Raw genomic sequence first — 16,424 nt, 5'->3', positions numbered from 1 at the left:
ACATCATGACCCGCTATATTCCTGGCATCATTGCCATGGCCGCAATCGTCGTGGCCTCGAACATCCTGGTGCAATTCCTCGTCGGCGACTGGCTGACCTGGGGCGCCTTCACCTACCCCTTCGCCTTCCTCGTCAATGACGTGATGAACCGTGTCTACGGCCCCGGTGCCGCGCGTCGCGTGGTCTTCGCGGGTTTTGTCGTGGGGGTGATCTGCTCGCTCATCGGCAGCCAGATCATGCTGCAGGGTGACGGCTTCACCTATCCGGCGGTGACGCTGCGCATCGCGCTCGGCTCCGGCGCGGCCTTCCTCGTGGCGCAGATGACCGACATCTTCGTCTTCGACAAGCTGCGCGACGGCGTCTGGTGGCGCGCCCCGGCGATCTCGACCCTGATCGGCGCCTCGCTCGATACGCTGATCTTCTTCTCGGTGGCTTTCTCGGCCGGGCTGACCTTCCTCGAGCCGGGCAACGACGTGTCCTGGGCGAATGAGACCCTGCCCTTGTTGGGCGTCGGGCCGACAGTGCCGCTCTGGGTGTCGCTCGCCACCGCCGACTGGCTTGTCAAACTTGCCCTGACTTTGATCGCACTGCTGCCTTTCAAGGCACTCGTCACGAAACTTTCTCCAAGACTTGCGTGATTTTTCTTGCCACACACAAAATCTGTGGCACGCTGTGGATAACGGCAACGCATGAAAGGAGGTGGTCCAGTGTCTAGAGTGATAGTGGAGAGAGGTGTCGGGACAGTGAGGGGGGCCGTGGCCTGAGGGCAAACCCTAGGGCAAAGAACCCTGACTGGGACGGCTGGATCCTTCGGACCCTAACCGGACCATCTCCGTAGACCTCGGAGGGTCATCTCGAATAGAGATGGCCCTTTTCGTGGGGCGCTCCGTAGCATACGGGGCGCCTTTCTTCGTTGACGCCGATCACAGACGTGATCACGTTTCGCGCCTAACCTTCCCCCGCGTCATCTTTGTGGGAGGATACAATGCGCTTCACTTACCTCATCGCCGCGGCATGTCTCGCCGCGACGCCGGCCATCGCTCAGAACGCCGATGTCGGCAAAGTTCTCTACGACCAATATTGCGCCAGCTGTCATGGCGACGACGGCACCGGCACCGGGCCGATGGCCGAATATCTGACCGTGAAACCTGCCGATCTGACCGGGCTTGCCGCCGCGAATGACGGCGCGTTCCCGATGCTCAAAACGATCCACATCATCGACGGGCGCACGGGCGTGCGGGCACATGGCGGGCCGATGCCGGTCTTCGGCGAGGTGTTCATGGACCAGGGCGGGCACGGCGCGCCGTATTACACCGACGTGCTGGCCACGCGCGGGCGCGTCCTCTCCCTCGCGACATATCTCGAATCGCTCCAGAAATAGGCGACAAGACGTTCACTGCTGGGCCGGGTTCGCGGGGTGATCTCGACTCCGCGAGCCGGATATGGTTTGCAGGAAGCCGGGCGTCAGAGCCTTATTGGACGACATATCACCGGGAATGCAGATTGATGAGCGATATTAACGCGCTGAGCTTCGAAGAGGCGATGAAGGCCCTCGAGGAAGTCGTGGGCAAACTGGAACACGGCGACGTGCCCCTCGACGAGTCGATCAAGCTCTACGAGCGCGGTGCCAAGCTGAAAGAGCATTGCGCCAAGCTTCTGAAGGAGGCCGAGGCGCGGGTCGAGAAGATCACGCTCAATGCCGACGGCGCACCGCAAGGCACGGCCCCCGCCGAAGGTCTGTAAATGTTCTCCTCCCGTTTGAAAGAGGTGCAGGCGGCCGTTCAGGTCGCGCTCGATGCCGCCGTGGCGCGCCAGCCGGAGGGGCCGTTGCGCGACCCGATGCATTACGCGCTGCAGGGCGGCAAACGGCTGCGCGCCTTCCTCGCGATCGAAAGCGCCGCGATCTTCGGAATTCCCGAAGCTCAAGCGATGCCCGCCGCCGCCGCGGTCGAGGCGCTGCACGCCTACAGCCTCGTGCATGATGATCTGCCCTGCATGGATGACGACGATCTGCGCCGCGGCCAGCCGACGATTCACGTGAAATGGGACGAGGCCACCGCCGTGCTCACCGGCGACGTGCTGCAGACGCTTGCGTTTGAGCTTTGCGCCGATCCCCTCCTCGGCCCGGCAGAGCGGCGCATCGCGCTCAGCCTCGCGCTTGCCAAAGCCTCCGGCGCGGCGGGCATGGGCCACGGTCAGGCGCTCGACATCGCGGCGGAAAGTGCCACCAATCCCCTTTCGCTGAGCCAGATCACCGCGCTGCAGGCGGGCAAGACCGGGGCGCTGATCTCCTTTGCCTCCCGCGCCGGCGCGATCCTCGCGGGCGAAGACGAGGGCCCTCTGAGCGATTTCGCCGATGCGGTCGGTCTGGCCTTTCAAATTCACGATGACATCCTAGATGTGACGGGCTGCGAAAAGGCCGCCGGGAAGCGGGTCGGCAAGGACGCCGAGGCCGGCAAGGCGACCTTCGTTTCGCTGCTCGGCCTTGCTGGCGCGCGGCTCCGCGAGGGCGAGCTGATCGACCAGGCGATAGACGCGCTTTCACCTTACGGCGAGGAAGCGGAAAACTTGCGGGCCGCTGCGCGTTTCGTTATCTCCCGCGAAATGTAGCGCGCCTAGGGGGCAGCCAATGAGCGACAACCCGAACGACCAAACGGCCACGCCGCTCCTCGACAAGGTGCGACTGCCGTCCGATCTGAAAGGCCTTTCCGATGCCGAGCTGAAAACGCTCGCCAACGAGTTGCGCGCCGAAACGATCTCGGCGGTGTCGCAAACCGGCGGCCATCTGGGCGCGGGTCTCGGCGTGGTCGAGTTGACGGTCGCGCTGCATGCCGTGTTCGACGCGCCGCGCGACAAGATCGTCTGGGACGTCGGTCACCAGTGCTACCCGCACAAGATCCTGACCGGGCGCCGCGACCGCATCCGCACGCTGCGCACCAAGGGCGGTCTGTCGGGCTTCACCAAGCGCTCCGAGTCGCCCTACGACCCGTTCGGCGCGGGCCATAGCTCCACCTCGATTTCGGCCGCGACCGGCTTCACGATGGGCCGCGAGCTGGGCGCTGAAACTGGCGACGCGATTGCCGTGATCGGTGACGGCGCGATGTCTGGCGGCATGGCTTTCGAGGCGATGAACCACGCAGGCCACCTGGGCAAGCGCATGTTCGTCGTGCTCAACGACAACGAGATGTCGATCGCCCCACCCGTCGGCGCGCTGTCGAGCTATCTCACGCGGCTTTACTCCGAGGCCCCGCTGCAGGACCTGAAATCCGCCGCCAAGGGCGCGGTCGGTCTGCTGCCGGTGCCGTTCCAGCTGGGCGCGCGCCGCGCGAAAGAGATGCTGAAAGGCATCGCGATGGGCGGCACGCTGTTCGAGGAGCTCGGCTTCTCCTATGTTGGCCCGGTCGACGGGCACGATCTCGATCAGCTTCTGCCGCTGCTGCGCACGCTCAAGGCGCGCGCGACCGGCCCGGTATTGATCCATACGCTGACGAAGAAGGGCAAGGGCTATGCCCCCGCCGAGAGCCGCCCCGATGGCGGTCACGCCACCGCGAAATTCGACCTCAACACCGGCGAGCAGAAGAAATCGCCCTCCAACGCCCCGAGCTACACCAAGGTCTTCGCCGAAAGCCTGATCAAGGAAGCGGCGAAAGACGAGAAGATCGTCGGCATCACCGCCGCCATGCCGGACGGGACCGGACTGAAGCAATTCGCGGGCGTCTATCCGCGCCGCTGTTTCGACGTGGGCATCGCCGAGCAGCACGCCGTCACCTTCTCTGCCGGTCTCGCGGCCTCCGGTATGAAGCCGTTCTGCGCGATCTACTCGACCTTCCTGCAACGCGGCTACGACCAGATCGTCCATGACGTCGCGATCCAGCGCCTTCCCGTGCGCTTCGCCATCGACCGCGCCGGTCTGGTGGGCGCGGATGGTGCGACCCATGCGGGCTCGTTCGACGTGGGCTTCATGTCCTCGCTGCCCGGCATGGTCGTGATGGCCGCCGCCGACGAGGCGGAGCTGGTCCATATGGTCGCCACCGCCGCAGCATATGACGACGGCCCGATCGCCTTCCGCTATCCGCGCGGAGAAGGCATGGGCGTCGACATGCCCGAAGAAGGCGTGCCGCTGGAGATCGGCAAGGGCCGGATGATCGCGGAGGGTGCGCGCGTTGCGATCCTGTCCTACGGCACCCGTCTCGCCGAGGTTCTGAAAGCCCGCGAAGCGCTGCAAGCCCGCGGCCTTGCGCCGACCATCGCCGATGCGCGTTTCGCGAAACCGCTCGACACCGATCTGATCGACCGGCTGGTGGCGGAGCACGAGGCGCTGATCTGCATCGAGGAGGGCGCGGTGGGCGGCTTCGGCAGCCATGTCGCGCAATACCTCTCGGATCAGGGCGTCTTCGATCACGGATTCAAGTTCCGCTCGATGGTGCTGCCCGACACGTTCATCGATCACGCCTCGCCCGAAGATATGTATCACTCGGCGGGCATGGATGCGCCGCAGATCGAGGCGAAGGTGCTCGAACTTCTGGGCGTTGCGGTCGCGAAACGCGCCTGAGATAAGTTTTCCTTATTTTCGAGGCGGCTGCATAAGTTCAACTTATGCGGCCTCCGCCTCCTCCAGCAGCCCTTCCTCGACCAGCCGCCGCGCCCAGCCTTCGGGCCCATCGAAAAGATGCGTCTTCCAGCCGAAGGTATGCGCCGTCGCGATATTGTCGGCGCGGTCATCGGTGAAGATCAGATCCGAGCCGGACAGCCCCGACGCGTCCTCGACCATCTGATAGATTTTCGGATCTGGCTTCGTGACGCCCATATGGCCAGAGATGAAATCGCGGTCGAACTCGCGCAGGAACGGGTAATGCGTGGCCGCGAAATCGTAGCTTTCGATCCCGAAATTCGTCAGCGAGAAGACCGGTATCCCCTTGGCCTGCAGGGCTTTCATCAGCCGCTGCGAATGCGGGATACCCGGCGAGGCCATCTCGATCCAGTCGTCGTGCCAACGCCGGATCGCATCGCGCCAGCTCGGGTATTTCTCGGCCCATGCGTAGATCGTCTCGCGGAAGGGCGCGCCGCGGTCGATCTCGTCATTCATGCCGTGCAGATCGACCTCTGTGAACATCTGCTCGCGGGTCTCGCGCGGCATGATCCGGTCGTAATGCCGCTCGGGTTGCCATTCGATCAGCACGTTTCCGATGTCGAAGATAACTGCCTCAACCATTCTTAACCTCTCTTGCCGCCGCCCGCGCCACCCGGTCGAGCGCATCCGAGAACCGCGCCCGATCCGCCTTGGAGAACGGCTTGCCGCCGCCCTGCCGGAACGGATCGGCAGAGCGCAGATCCGCCATCAAATCCCGCGTTGCCAGAACGTTGCCGATATTGGCGGGCGTCAGGGCCTCGCCATCGGGGCGCAGGACGCGCGCGCCGGACTCGACGCATTTTGCCGCCAGCGGAATGTCATTGGTGATCACCACATCACCCACGGTCGCCCGCTCGGCGATATACATGTCGGCCACGTCCGGCCCCTGATCGACATAGACCATCTCGACCAGCGGATTGGGCGAGGGCCGCAGCCCGCCGTTGGAGACCAGCATCAGCTTGATCCCGAGACGGGTCGCGACCTTCTCGGCCTCGGCCTTCACCGGGCAGGCATCGGCATCGACCCAGATCACGCCCAGAGCGCCTCGGCGTGGAACTCGATGTGGTCGGGAATGAAGGTCGAGACGAAATAGTAGCTGTGATCGTAACCTTCCTGAATCCGGAAGGTGCCGGGCTGACGGCGCGCGGCCATCGCCTCGGCCAGCGCCTCGGGCTTCAGGAGATCGAGGAACTGATCCGAGCCGCCCTGATCGATCAGCACTTCGCCGTCGAACCCACGCTCGCGCATCAGAAGCGTCGCATCATGCGCCGCCCAAGCCGCCTCGTCTTCGCCCAGATAGGCGCTGAACTGCTTGCGGCCCCAGTCGCTTTGCGTCGGGTTCGCGATCGGCGCGAAGGCCGAGACGGACCGGAAGCGCTCGGGCTGGTGCATCGCCAGCGTCAACGCGCCATGCCCGCCCATCGAATGGCCGGTGATCGCCTGCCGCTCGGGATCGATCTCGAAAGCGGCGTCGATGGCGTTCGGAAGTTCCTCGGCGATGTAATCCCACATCCGGAAATGCGGCGCCCACGGATCCTGCGTCGCGTTGACGTAAAAGCCCGCGCCCTGCCCCAGATCGTAATCCTCATGGTTGGCGACGCCCTCGCCGCGCGGCGAGGTGTCGGGGAAAACGAGCGCAATCCCGTGCTCGGCCGCGAAAGCCTGTGCGCCTGCCTTGGTCATGGCGTTCTCATGGGTGCAGGTCAGTCCCGAGAGATACCACAGCACCGGAACCGGCCCGTCCTCGGCCTCGCGCGGCAGGAACAGCCCAAAGGTCATCTCGCAATCGTTGACCTTCGAGGCGTGCGAGTAGACGCCTTGGACGCCTCCGAAACAGCGGTTTTCCGAGATCGTTTTCATCAGAGCCTCCTTAGCCGTGAACCCAGTGGATGACCGCCGGAACCGTGAGGATCGAGACGGCGGTCGAGACGAGGATGGACGCCGAGACGCGCTGCGGCGCCACCCCGAAATGCTGCGCCAGAATATAGACATTGCCCGCGACCGGAAGGGCGGCGGCGGCGATCATCACGCCTGCCGCGAAGGGATCGACGTCGAAGATCAGAAGCGACGTGATCGCGATGGCCGCCGGATGCAGGAAGAGCTTGCCGAAGGACAGCCAAACCGCCGGCGCGGGTTTCTCCGCCGATTTCCCCGCGAGCGACGCGCCAATGGCGAACAGCGCGCCCGGCGTGGCGGCGGCGCCCAAAAGCGTCATGAATTCCTCAAGCGGACCCGGCATCGGCAGCTTCAGCCCCGCCCAGGCGAGCCCCGCCACCATCGAGACGATCATCGGGTTCTTCACAAGCCCCAGCGCGATCGGCGCGAGAGAGACCTTCCCGTGCCGCGCGGCGGTGATGAAGATCGTGATGATCGAGGAGAACACGATCAGATCGCAGCTCAGCACCATCAGCACCGGCCCGACCGCTGCCGGTCCCAGCAGCACCACCAGCATCGGCACGCCGAGGAAGCCGGTATTGCCGGTCATCGAGGTATGCGCCTCCATCGCCGAAAGCGCGGTGGGAAGTTTGCGCGCCTTGGCGACGGCGAAAGTGATCAGCCAGACCGCGCCGGAGCCGGTCAGATACGCAAGGATGAACTGCGGATCGACGAGCGCGTCCAGATCGAGATTGGCGGAGAATTTGAACAGCATCGCCGAGAGCGCGAAGTAGAAGACGAACTTCGTCAGCCACGCGGTCGCCTCGGCGGTGAAAAAGCGGATCTGTCCGGCGAACCAGCCAAGCCCGATCAGGGCGAAAAAGGGCAAGGTCTTCAGAAAGATCTCGAGCATGGCCAAGGGCTAGCATGCGCCTTTGGCAAGTGCCAGATACGGAATGTGACCCATGTACCCGTGGAAAGGCGGGGATGCCTCCGGCGGGGATATTTTCGCCAAGCCGAAGGCAAATCGCAGGTCGGCGTCAGCCGCCGCCGATCAAGACACCGGCCGCAAAGACCAGCGCACCACCGAGCACGACCTGGAAGGCCGCGCGCAGGAAGGGCGTTTCCATGAAGCGGTTCTGGATCCACGCGATCGCCCAGAGCTCGATGAACACGACGATGATCGCGATGGTGGTCGCGGTCCAGAAATCGGGGATCAGGTAGGGCAGCGCGTGGCCCAAGCCACCCAGCATGGTCATCACGCCCGAGGCGATGCCGCGCTTGATCGGCGAACCGCGGCCCGAGATCACGCCGTCATCATGAGCGGCTTCGGTGAAGCCCATCGAGATGCCCGCGCCGACCGAGGCCGCGAGGCCCACGAGGAAGGTGGTCCAAGGATTTTGGGTCGCGAAGGCGGTGGCGAAGATCGGCGCGAGGGTCGAGACCGAGCCGTCCATCAGTCCGGCGAGACCCGGTTGCACCCAAGTCAGGATGAACTGGCGATGGGCCTGACGGTCTTCTTCTTCCTTCTCGCTCTCGGGCAGATGCGTGCCGGTCAGCTCTTCGGCCTTCTTCTCGTGGCCGAGTTCGGCTGCGGCGAGATCGCCCAGCAACTCGCGCGTGCTGGCATCAGAGCTACGCTGGGCGGCGAGCGTATAGAACTTGCCCGCCTCGCGCTCCATCGCCTCGGCCTCGCCGCGGATCGTATCGAGTGATAGGTTCTTCGTCAGCCAGATCGGTTTGCGGTTGTAGAAGCCCGCGACATGCTCGCGACGGATCAGCGGGATTACCTCGCCGAAACGCTCCGTGTGCCGGGCGATCAGGAGGCGGCGATGCTCGTCTTCCTCTTTCGCCATCTCGTCGAAAATCTTCGCGGAGCCCGGAAACTCATCGCGCAGATGCTCGGCATATTGGCGATAGATGCGCGCGTCGTCCTCCTCGGAGGAAATCGCGAGCGCAAGCACTTCCTGTTCGGAGAGATCGTCGAAACGGCGGCGTGACGCGAAACCGGGAAGCATGGGAGGCCCTCTTTTTTAGAACGGTTCTAAAATAGGCGGCTTTGCCTCCAGTGCAAGGCAGTATTTTGAACCATTCAGTTCATTAGGTCTTGATTTCCGAACCGAACGGTTCATATTGCATTCCGAACCAAGTAGTTCAGTTATGGAGAACCGCTATGAAACGTCTCGCTTACGCCCTTGTTCTGTCCGTGTTTGGCGCGACTGCCGCGTCGGCTGGCGTCGGGGATTTCTCGCTGCCGCGTCTGGACTTCCCGACCACCGGGGCTCCGACCGTCACGCAAGGCTGCAACGATCTGACGCAGGTCTGCGCGGATAATTAATCGCGTCCGAGATGCGCTTCGCCCCGCTCGGCGGCGAGGCGCATCTGACGTTCGCGCTCGCGGAAGCGGTCGCGATCGGCATCGGAATACTCGCCGATGCAGCGGTGACAGGAGACGCCTTCCTCGTAATCGGGGTGGCGTTTGTCTTCCGCGGAAACCGGACGGCGACAGGCGTGACAGCTGTCGTAATCGCCCTGTTTCAGCCCGTGGCGCAGGCTCACGCGCTGATCGAAGACGAAGCAGTCGCCCTGCCAGAGCGAGCCGTCTTCGGGCATGTCTTCGAGATATTTCAGGATGCCGCCCTTGAGGTGATAGACCTCGGGCACCCCTTCCGAGAGCAGGAAATTCGTCGATTTCTCGCAGCGGATACCGCCGGTGCAGAACATCGCGACGCGCTTGTTATGGAAGCGATGCGCATTGTCGCGCCACCATTGCGGAAATTCGCGGAAGCTCTTCGTGCCGGGGTCGATGGCCCCCTCGAAAGTGCCGATCTCGATCTCGTAATCGTTGCGCGTATCGATCACCACCGTGTCGGGCGAGGAGATCAGCGCGTTCCAGTCCTGCGGCTCGACGTAATGGCCGACGCGGGCTTTGGGATCGATATCGGGCTCGCCCATCGTGACGATCTCGCGCTTGAGCCGCACCTTCAACTTGCCGAAAGGCATCTCGGCCGCCGCGCTTTCCTTCCACTCCAGATCGGCGCAGCCCGGCAAGCCGCGGATATGCGCCAGCACCGCATCGATCCCTTCACGGGTCCCGGCGATCGTGCCGTTGATCCCTTCGCGCGCGAGCAGGAGCGAGCCTTTCACACCTTGCGCGCAGGCAAGCTTCGCCAGCGGGGCCTTCAAGGCCTCGGGAGACTCGAACCGGGTAAAATGGTAAAGGGCGGCAACGGTGAACATGGGCCCCGCATTAGCGCCGTGCAGGGGCATTAGGCAAGAGCCGTTGACCATGTGGGGCCCGCGCCCTACCCATGGAGAGACCCTGCGGGAGAGACAAAATGACCAAAGCCCTGATCGTGATCGACGTGCAAAACGATTTCTGCCCCGGCGGCGCGCTGGCGGTAGCGGGGGGCGACGAGATCCTTCCGCGCGTGAACACGCTGATGACCGAGTTCGACACCGTGGTGCTGACGCAGGATTGGCACCCGGCGGATCACTCCTCTTTCGCGAGCCAGCACGAAGGCGGCGCGCCCTTCACGCAGATCCACATGGAGTATGGGCTGCAGACCCTCTGGCCGGACCATTGCGTCCAAGGCAGCAAAGGGGCGGAGTTCCACCCCGATCTCGCCGTGGACCGGGCGCAGCTGATCATCCGCAAGGGATTCCGGCGCGGCGTCGACAGCTATTCGGCTTTCTTCGAGAACGACCACAAGACGCCGACCGGGCTTGCAGGCTATCTGCGCGACCGGGGTGTCGAGGATCTGACCTTCGTGGGGCTCGCCACAGATTTCTGCGTCGCGTGGTCGGCGCTGGATGCGGCGAAGCTGGGCTTCCGCGCGACCGTGATCGAAGGCGCCTGCCGGGCGATCGACCTCGACGGCTCGCTGCAGGAGGCGCATAGCGAGATGCGCTCTGCCGGTGTGAAGCTGGAGGCCTGATCCATGGTCGACATCGCGAGCCGCGTCTATAACCACAAGTGGAAGATCGACCCGATCGTGCGGTCTCTGATCGACACCGATTTCTACAAGCTGTTGATGTGTCAGTCGATTTTTCGCAACAAGCCGGAGACGCGGGTCAAGTTCAGCCTGATCAATCGCAGCAAGTCGATCCGGCTGGCGGAGTTGATCGACGAGGCGGAACTGCGCGAGCAACTCGATTATGCACGCTCGTTGAAACTGTCGCGCGGGGAGAGCACCTGGCTGCGCGGCAACACGTTCTACGGCAAGCGGCAGATGTTCCGCTCGGATTTCATGGAATGGTTCGAGGGCTATCAACTGCCGCCCTACCACCTGGAAAAGCGCGACGGGCAATATGAGCTGACCTTCGAGGGCAAGTGGCACGAGGTCATGCTCTGGGAGATTCCGGCGCTCGCGATCCTGATGGAGCTGCGCGGCCGGGCAGTGCTGAACACGATGGGGCGGTTCGAGTTGCAGGTGCTTTATGCCCGCGCGATGACGAAGGTCTGGGAGAAGATCGAGGCGCTGCGCGAGTTGGATCACCTGCGGATCGCGGATTTCGGCACACGGCGACGGCACAGCTTCCTGTGGCAGGACTGGTGCGTGCAGGCGATGCTCGAAGGGCTTGGTGACATCTCCGAAGGGGGCGCGTTCACCGGCACTTCGAACTGCCTGATCGCGATGCGGCGCGACATCGAGGCCGTGGGCACCAACGCGCATGAGATGCCGATGGTCTATGCGGCGCTGACCAATAGCGATGCGGAGCTGGCAAAGGCGCCCTACAAGGTGCTGGCCGATTGGCATGAGGAGCATGACGGCAACCTGCGTATCATCCTGCCCGACACCTACGGCACGAAGGGTTTCCTCGATCACGCACCGGATTGGCTGGCGGGCTGGACCGGTATTCGCATCGATTCGGGCGATCCGGCGACCGGCGCGGATATCGCGATCGACTGGTGGAAGGCACGCGGCGAGGACCCGCGCCAAAAGCTGGTGATCTTCTCGGACGGGCTGACCGTCGACAAGATTCGCGAGTTGCACGCGCAGTTCGCCGGGCGCGTGAAGGTCAGTTTCGGCTGGGGCACGCTGCTGACGAACGACTTCCGCGGGCTGGTGCCGCATGACGCGCTTGCGCCGTTCAGCCTCGTCTGCAAAGCGGTCGAAGCCGATGGGCGTCCGACGGTGAAACTGTCGGACAATCCCGAAAAGGCGATGGGGCCGGAGGCGGAAATCGCCCGCTACAAGCGCGTCTTCGACGTCGGCCAGCAGCAGGCGATGAAGGTCATGGTCTGAGCGATCAGGTCATCGCGTTGAGGATCAGGTAGAACACCGCCGAGAGCGCGGCCGAGGCCGGGACGGTCACGATCCACGCCGTGGCAACAGTCATCATATGCGAGCGGCGCACCAGTAGGCGGCGTTTGCGCTCTTCCGGCGGGACGGGTTTGCCCTTGCGGGTGCCCAGCTCACGCGCGCGTTTCTCGGCGTGCCACTCGCGGTAGAAACCCACGCCGAAGATGCCGCCGACCGCGATATGCGTCGAGGAGACCGGCAGACCCAGCCAGGACGCCACGATCACCGTGATTGCCGCCGACAGCGCCACGCAATAGGCGCGCATCGGGTTGAGCTTGGTGATCTCGTTGCCGACGAGGCGGATCAGCTTGGGCCCGAACAGCAACAGACCGAAAGAGATGCCAAGCGCACCCACGGCCATCACCCAGAACGGGATGTCGACCTGCGCCGCGATATCGCCCTGCTCCACCGTGTGCACGATGGCGGCGAGCGGACCCACCGCATTGGCGACGTCATTCGCACCATGGGCGAAGCTCAGCAGCGCAGCAGAGACGACGAGCGGCAGGCCGAACAGCGTCTTGAGGGACTTCTTGCGATTCTCCATTCCCTCGGATTGGCGGCGGATCATCGGGATCGTGATCAGCCAGCCCACAAGACCGACGACGAGCCCGATCAGGACGGCCTCGACGATCGTGATCTTGAACAGGTGCTTCAGGCCCTTGAGCGCGAGATAGGCAGCGAAGGCCCCCGCCATGATCCCGATCAGGATCGGCACCCATCGCCGGGCGGCCGCGATCTTGTCGTCGACATAGATCACCTTGGACTTGATAAGTGCGAGGAAGGCCGCCGCGATCACCCCGCCGAGGATCGGCGAGATCACCCAGCTTGCCGCGATCATCCCCATCGACGCCCAGTCGACCGCGCCGAAGCCCGCGGCCACGACGCCCGCGCCGACGACGCCGCCGACGATGGAGTGCGTGGTCGAGACCGGCGCGCCCAGCCATGTCGCGAGGTTCAGCCACAAAGCCGCCGCCAGAAGCGCCGCCATCATCGCCCAGACGAAATGCCCGGAATCGGGCAAGACGGTGGGTTCGATGATGCCTTTCGCGACGGTCTTGACGACATCGCCGCCCGCGACGAGCGCGCCCAAGCTTTCGAAGATGGCGGCGACGATCAGCGCCCCGATCAGCGTCATCGCGCGTGAGCCCACGGCGGGGCCCATGTTGTTGGCCACGTCATTGGCGCCGATGTTGAGCGCCATATAGGCCCCGATCGCGGCAGCGAAGATCACCACCAGCTGGCCAGGCTGACCTCCCACCAGCACGGCCGCCACCAGTCCGGCGAGCACGATGAAGGCCAGCGCGACTCCCGGCGCAACCATGCCGCGCGCCACGAATTGCGCGGCGCTTTCGACACGACCGATCCGCTTGAGATCCTTGTCGAGCGTTTTCCACTGATTGACGCGGGACTCGTTGTCTTGATTGGCCACCGTCACGAACCTGTCATCTAATTGTCAGAACCCGCGCGGGGTAACGGGTTTGACCCGCTGTGACAAGGCGTCAGGCCCGTTTCGGCGCTCAGAGCTTGCGCAGAATTTTTTGCAGCCCCTCTTCCGCCACAAGCTTCGCGGCCTCCTTCGGCGCGAACCATTTGCGCTTGCGCTGATGTTCCTCGGGATAGGACTTCATCAGGGTCTCCACCCGCAGCGGGAAGACGACGACATCGGTGGGCGTCGCCAAGCCGCTATCGAGGATCTTGTCATAACGGAATGCCCCGGCGGGCTCCTTGTCGATCTTGCCGACGACTCCGGCCTCTTCCCACGCCTCCTGCTTGGCTGCGCCGGACAGCGAGCGTCCCCGCATCGGCCAGCCTTTGGGGATGACCCAGCGCCCGGTATCGCGGGAGGTGATCAGCAGAACCTGGGTCTTTCCGTCACGGATGCGCAGACAGAGCGCGCCCACCTGCAAAGAGGCGGGACGATAGCCCAGCAGGCCCTTGGCGACGGATTTCGCCCATTTCATCGACTGGTCTCCCATGGCGGCGTACGATTCTCCAAATGCTGTGCGAGATCAAGCGCACGTTCTACATATAGTTTTTGGCGCGGATCGGAAGGCAGGGCCCGGGTCACAATCCAGCCAGCGGAGGCGAAGGCCCTCAGCGCCACGAAAAGCGGCAGGAGTGCCTCCTGATCGGGCGGAAGCGGTCGCAGGCTGCGATAGCCCTCGACGAGCCCAGCCGCCTGTTCGCCCCAAAGCGGGTCGCCCCAGCCCTGCACCAGCGCCGTCGCGAGGTCGTAGAGCCGGTAGCCCGGCCCGCAATCGTCGAAGTCGATCAGGGCGAGCCCGTCCGGCGTCGACAACACGTTCTCACGCAGGCAATCGGCGTGGATCGGACCATAGTCCTGTGCCTGTGCCAAAAGCACACGCGCAAGGTCGCGGCCCGAGGACAGCGTTGTGGCCTCAACTTCCGAAAGCTGAGGATGTTCCCAGAAACGACCCCAAAGCGGACGCTCCCCCAGAAACCCCTCGCCATCCCACGGGTTCCGGTCGAACCCGTCGGGCGGGGCGGCATCGCTGCTGATGTGAAGCTGCGCGATGAGGCGACCCAGCGCCTGGGCCTCGGCGCGCACTGCTTCTGGCGTCCCGGCGAGGGGCTGATCGCCCGCGCCGATCGGCGTCCCATCCAGCCAACCCACGCAAGAGGTGACGCGGTCCTCCACGAGCCCTGTCAGAGCGCCCTCGCTCGTGCGCACCGGGCGCGGCACCGGCATCCCCTGATCGGCGAGACTTTCGCACCAGCGCAACTCGGCCTCGACCCCTTCGCGGCCCTGATAACCGGGCCGGTGCAAACGCAACGCGACATGGCGACCATCCTTCAGATACGCCTCGAAGACGATATTCTCGCGGTTCTTCACCAGTCGCGGCGGCTCGGGCGCACCTCCCCATGAAGCGAGGGCAGACTCCGCCATCGCCCGTGCGGTCTCGTCCGAGATCATGCAGGAAGCTCCTCGAAACTCTGCGAAAGCTTCTCCAGCATTTCATCGGCATCGCTGCGATTGAAGACCATCGGCGGGCGGATCTTGATAATGTGTTGTGCCCGGCCCACGCGGCCCATCAAGACATGGCGCTCGCGCATCGCTTCGACGATCCGGCCCGCGGCTTCGCTGGCGGGCTTGCCGTCCTGCGCCAGTTCGATCCCGAGGAACAGGCCAAGGCCCCGCGTGTCGGCGATCAGCGGATGGGACAGGTCGCGCAGCCCTTGCAGAAGGTAGTCGCCGACCTGTGCCGCGTTCTCCTGCAAGCCTTCGTCCTCGATCACCCGCAACGTCTCCATTGCGGCTGCGACCGAAACGGGATTCCCGCCGAACGTATTGAAATAGCCGAAAGCCTCGCGGAAGGCGCCCATCACCTCGGGCGTCGCAACAAGGCCCGCGACCGGGTGCCCATTGCCCATCGGCTTGCCCATCGTGACCACGTCAGGCGTGACGCCCAGCCATTCGTGCCCCCAGAAATGCGAGCCGATCCGGCCGAAACCCGGCTGCACCTCGTCACACAGGATCAGCCCGCCCGCGCGGCGGATCGCCTCGACGGTCGGGTCTAGGAAACCGGGCGCGATGCCGGGCATCCCCTCATTGGCGAAGATCGGGCAGAGCATGAGCCCCGCGAAGCCGTGGCCGCTCTCTTCCAGCTCGGCAATCGCCTGCGCGACGTTGGCCGCAAAGGCTTCGGACTGCGCCTCGAGCGATCCGCCCAAGGGGGCGAGACTGTCGGGCGCCGGCACCCGGCGGATATGGTCGGGCCAGCCCCCGATCGGCGGGCGGCGGGTCGAGAGATGCGCCACGGCGGTGGTGTTGCCGTGATAGGTGTTGTCGGTCGCGATGAAGCCGCGCTTGCCGGTCACCGCCTGCGCCATGCGCAAAGCGACGTCATTGGCCTCGGACCCGGTGCAGGTCATGAGAAGCTGACCGTCGAAGGCGAACTTGCCCAGCAACGCCTCGGCATAATTTAGAATGCCCTCATGCAGATAGCGCGTGTGGGTGTTGAGCGTCGCAGCCTGTTCGCAGATCGCCTTCACGATGCGCGGATGGCAATGGCCGCAATGGGCGACGTTGTTATAGGCGTCGAGGTAGCGCTGGCCGTCGGCGTCGAAAAGCGAAGCGCCCTCTCCCCGCACGATCTCCACCGGGCGGTCGTAGAAGGTCGGCACGTTCGGCCCTAAAAGCCTTTCGCGCCGGTCCAGCAGATCACTCCCCATCCGAGACCTTCCCGCGCAGCGCTTTCTTCTCGCCGTGAATCGCCTTCGCCTTCAGCCGCCGCTTCTTCGAGCCGAGCGTGGGCCGGGTCGGGATGCGTTTCTTGGGCTTTTCGCAGGCCTTTCGGATCATCTCGGCGAGGCGGTCGCGCGCGATCTCGCGGTTGCGCGCCTGACTGCGCGTGTCCTGCACCAGCAGCAAAAGCGCGCCGTCGCTGGTCCATCTGCGCCCCGCGATCCGGCGCAGGCGGTTCTTCACCGGTTGCGGCAGATGCGGCGAGCGTTCGGCCTCGAAGCGCAGCTCCACCGCGGTCGAGACCTTGTTCACATTCTGCCCCCCTGGACCTTGCGCCCGGGTGAAGGTTTCGGTGATTTCCCAATCCTCGATGGTTATCTGATCGTTGATCCGCAGCATGGGCCAC

The 16,424-nt window shown here is 64.4% G+C and carries 19 protein-coding genes; 8 read left to right on the top strand and 11 right to left on the bottom strand.

The features are described from left to right. Positions 1–5: 5 nt before the first annotated feature. From B6V76_RS13020 to dxs, 5 genes are all read left to right on the top strand, one after another. A complete protein-coding gene (locus B6V76_RS13020) occupies positions 6–638 on the top strand; it encodes a queuosine precursor transporter (RefSeq protein ID WP_075775341.1) in 633 nt (210 codons plus the stop codon). Positions 639–985: 347 nt separating this feature from the next. After that, a complete protein-coding gene (locus B6V76_RS13015) occupies positions 986–1,381 on the top strand; it encodes a cytochrome c (RefSeq protein ID WP_088725209.1) in 396 nt (131 codons plus the stop codon). 125 nt (positions 1,382–1,506) lie between these two features. Next, on the top strand, positions 1,507–1,743 hold the full coding sequence (locus B6V76_RS13010) for an exodeoxyribonuclease VII small subunit (RefSeq protein ID WP_075775339.1): 237 nt from the start codon (positions 1,507–1,509) through the stop codon (positions 1,741–1,743). Continuing rightward, positions 1,744–2,610: a polyprenyl synthetase family protein gene (locus B6V76_RS13005; RefSeq protein ID WP_075775338.1), complete on the top strand. Its 867-nt coding sequence runs from the start codon at positions 1,744–1,746 to the stop codon at positions 2,608–2,610. Between the two features lie 19 nt (positions 2,611–2,629). Next, on the top strand, positions 2,630–4,552 hold the full coding sequence (dxs, locus tag B6V76_RS13000; protein ID WP_088723138.1) for a 1-deoxy-D-xylulose-5-phosphate synthase: 1,923 nt from the start codon (positions 2,630–2,632) through the stop codon (positions 4,550–4,552). A 42-nt stretch (positions 4,553–4,594) separates the two neighbouring features. On the opposite strand, the gene B6V76_RS12995 is transcribed toward dxs, so the two are convergent. From B6V76_RS12995 to mbfA, 5 genes are all read right to left on the bottom strand, one after another. Next, a complete protein-coding gene (locus tag B6V76_RS12995; RefSeq protein WP_088723139.1) occupies positions 4,595–5,212 on the bottom strand; it encodes an HAD family phosphatase in 618 nt (205 codons plus the stop codon). Continuing rightward, positions 5,205–5,663 carry a YaiI/YqxD family protein gene (locus B6V76_RS12990; RefSeq protein WP_075775335.1) on the bottom strand — a complete coding sequence of 153 codons (459 nt, stop codon included), beginning with the start codon at positions 5,661–5,663 and terminating at the stop codon, positions 5,205–5,207. Before B6V76_RS12990 ends, B6V76_RS12995 begins: the two co-directional genes overlap by 8 nt. After that, positions 5,660–6,490, bottom strand: coding sequence for an S-formylglutathione hydrolase (fghA, locus tag B6V76_RS12985; RefSeq protein ID WP_088727642.1), 831 nt, complete (start codon positions 6,488–6,490; stop codon positions 5,660–5,662). Before fghA ends, B6V76_RS12990 begins: the two co-directional genes overlap by 4 nt. A 10-nt stretch (positions 6,491–6,500) precedes the next feature. Beyond that, on the bottom strand, positions 6,501–7,418 hold the full coding sequence (locus tag B6V76_RS12980; RefSeq protein WP_088725212.1) for an AEC family transporter: 918 nt from the start codon (positions 7,416–7,418) through the stop codon (positions 6,501–6,503). Positions 7,419–7,545: 127 nt separating this feature from the next. Beyond that, the gene (mbfA, locus tag B6V76_RS12975; protein WP_075775332.1) at positions 7,546–8,523 is read right to left on the bottom strand and encodes an iron exporter MbfA; all 978 of its coding nucleotides are present in this window, start codon (positions 8,521–8,523) and stop codon (positions 7,546–7,548) included. Positions 8,524–8,678: 155 nt separating this feature from the next. On the opposite strand from mbfA, the gene B6V76_RS19965 reads away from it, so the two are divergent. Next, positions 8,679–8,843: a hypothetical protein gene (locus B6V76_RS19965; protein ID WP_157771528.1), complete on the top strand. Its 165-nt coding sequence runs from the start codon at positions 8,679–8,681 to the stop codon at positions 8,841–8,843. On the opposite strand, the gene B6V76_RS12970 is transcribed toward B6V76_RS19965, so the two are convergent. Then, entirely contained in the window at positions 8,840–9,745 is a 906-nt protein-coding gene (locus B6V76_RS12970) for a rhodanese-related sulfurtransferase (protein WP_088727641.1), read from the bottom strand. The two genes, B6V76_RS19965 and B6V76_RS12970, sit on opposite strands and share 4 nt — an antisense overlap. A 98-nt stretch (positions 9,746–9,843) precedes the next feature. Between B6V76_RS12970 and pncA the strand changes: the two genes are divergently transcribed. Continuing rightward, positions 9,844–10,443, top strand: coding sequence for a bifunctional nicotinamidase/pyrazinamidase (pncA, locus tag B6V76_RS12965; protein ID WP_088727640.1), 600 nt, complete (start codon positions 9,844–9,846; stop codon positions 10,441–10,443). A gap of 3 nt (positions 10,444–10,446) precedes the next feature. Then, a complete protein-coding gene (pncB, locus tag B6V76_RS12960) occupies positions 10,447–11,754 on the top strand; it encodes a nicotinate phosphoribosyltransferase (protein ID WP_088723143.1) in 1,308 nt (435 codons plus the stop codon). Between the two features lie 4 nt (positions 11,755–11,758). Here pncB and B6V76_RS12955 read toward each other — a convergent pair whose 3' ends face one another. The 5 genes from B6V76_RS12955 to arfB all read right to left on the bottom strand — a co-directional run bounded on the left by B6V76_RS12955 (position 11,759) and on the right by arfB (position 16,417). Continuing rightward, positions 11,759–13,240, bottom strand: coding sequence for an inorganic phosphate transporter (locus tag B6V76_RS12955; protein WP_240497859.1), 1,482 nt, complete (start codon positions 13,238–13,240; stop codon positions 11,759–11,761). A gap of 88 nt (positions 13,241–13,328) precedes the next feature. Beyond that, entirely contained in the window at positions 13,329–13,772 is a 444-nt protein-coding gene (locus B6V76_RS12950; protein ID WP_088719854.1) for an NUDIX hydrolase, read from the bottom strand. Further along, positions 13,769–14,746: a phosphotransferase gene (locus B6V76_RS12945; protein ID WP_088727639.1), complete on the bottom strand. Its 978-nt coding sequence runs from the start codon at positions 14,744–14,746 to the stop codon at positions 13,769–13,771. Before B6V76_RS12945 ends, B6V76_RS12950 begins: the two co-directional genes overlap by 4 nt. Next, complete coding sequence (locus B6V76_RS12940) at positions 14,743–16,005, bottom strand: aminotransferase class III-fold pyridoxal phosphate-dependent enzyme (protein ID WP_088727638.1); 1,263 nt, start codon at positions 16,003–16,005, stop codon at positions 14,743–14,745. The genes B6V76_RS12945 and B6V76_RS12940 overlap by 4 nt, the downstream gene beginning before the upstream one ends. After that, positions 15,995–16,417 (bottom strand): alternative ribosome rescue aminoacyl-tRNA hydrolase ArfB, encoded by a 423-nt coding sequence (gene arfB / locus B6V76_RS12935; RefSeq protein ID WP_075775325.1) that lies wholly within the window; start codon positions 16,415–16,417, stop codon positions 15,995–15,997. Before arfB ends, B6V76_RS12940 begins: the two co-directional genes overlap by 11 nt. Positions 16,418–16,424: the final 7 nt, after the last annotated feature.

It is taken from the genome of Thioclava sp. IC9, from assembly GCF_002213225.1.
Lineage (GTDB): Bacteria > Pseudomonadota > Alphaproteobacteria > Rhodobacterales > Rhodobacteraceae > Thioclava > Thioclava nitratireducens.
Note: the sequence above shows the minus strand (reverse complement) of the source record. Positions and strands in the feature narration are given on the sequence as shown.

Bases quoted from the DNA above. Each gene is read 5' to 3' on its own strand.
- B6V76_RS13020 (WP_075775341.1), top strand. From the start codon at position 6: ATGACCCGCTATATTCCTGGCATCATTGCCATGGCCGCAATCGTCGTG.
- B6V76_RS13015 (WP_088725209.1), top strand. From the start codon at position 986: ATGCGCTTCACTTACCTCATCGCCGCGGCATGTCTCGCCGCGACGCCG.
- B6V76_RS13010 (WP_075775339.1), top strand. From the start codon at position 1,507: ATGAGCGATATTAACGCGCTGAGCTTCGAAGAGGCGATGAAGGCCCTC.
- B6V76_RS13005 (WP_075775338.1), top strand. From the start codon at position 1,744: ATGTTCTCCTCCCGTTTGAAAGAGGTGCAGGCGGCCGTTCAGGTCGCG.
- dxs (WP_088723138.1), top strand. From the start codon at position 2,630: ATGAGCGACAACCCGAACGACCAAACGGCCACGCCGCTCCTCGACAAG.
- B6V76_RS12995 (WP_088723139.1), bottom strand. From the start codon at position 5,212: ATGGTTGAGGCAGTTATCTTCGACATCGGAAACGTGCTGATCGAATGG.
- fghA (WP_088727642.1), bottom strand. From the start codon at position 6,490: ATGAAAACGATCTCGGAAAACCGCTGTTTCGGAGGCGTCCAAGGCGTC.
- B6V76_RS12980 (WP_088725212.1), bottom strand. From the start codon at position 7,418: ATGCTCGAGATCTTTCTGAAGACCTTGCCCTTTTTCGCCCTGATCGGG.
- mbfA (WP_075775332.1), bottom strand. From the start codon at position 8,523: ATGCTTCCCGGTTTCGCGTCACGCCGCCGTTTCGACGATCTCTCCGAA.
- B6V76_RS19965 (WP_157771528.1), top strand. From the start codon at position 8,679: ATGAAACGTCTCGCTTACGCCCTTGTTCTGTCCGTGTTTGGCGCGACT.
- B6V76_RS12970 (WP_088727641.1), bottom strand. From the start codon at position 9,745: ATGTTCACCGTTGCCGCCCTTTACCATTTTACCCGGTTCGAGTCTCCC.
- pncA (WP_088727640.1), top strand. From the start codon at position 9,844: ATGACCAAAGCCCTGATCGTGATCGACGTGCAAAACGATTTCTGCCCC.
- pncB (WP_088723143.1), top strand. From the start codon at position 10,447: ATGGTCGACATCGCGAGCCGCGTCTATAACCACAAGTGGAAGATCGAC.
- B6V76_RS12950 (WP_088719854.1), bottom strand. From the start codon at position 13,772: ATGAAATGGGCGAAATCCGTCGCCAAGGGCCTGCTGGGCTATCGTCCC.
- B6V76_RS12945 (WP_088727639.1), bottom strand. From the start codon at position 14,746: ATGATCTCGGACGAGACCGCACGGGCGATGGCGGAGTCTGCCCTCGCT.
- B6V76_RS12940 (WP_088727638.1), bottom strand. From the start codon at position 16,005: ATGGGGAGTGATCTGCTGGACCGGCGCGAAAGGCTTTTAGGGCCGAAC.
- arfB (WP_075775325.1), bottom strand. From the start codon at position 16,417: ATGCTGCGGATCAACGATCAGATAACCATCGAGGATTGGGAAATCACC.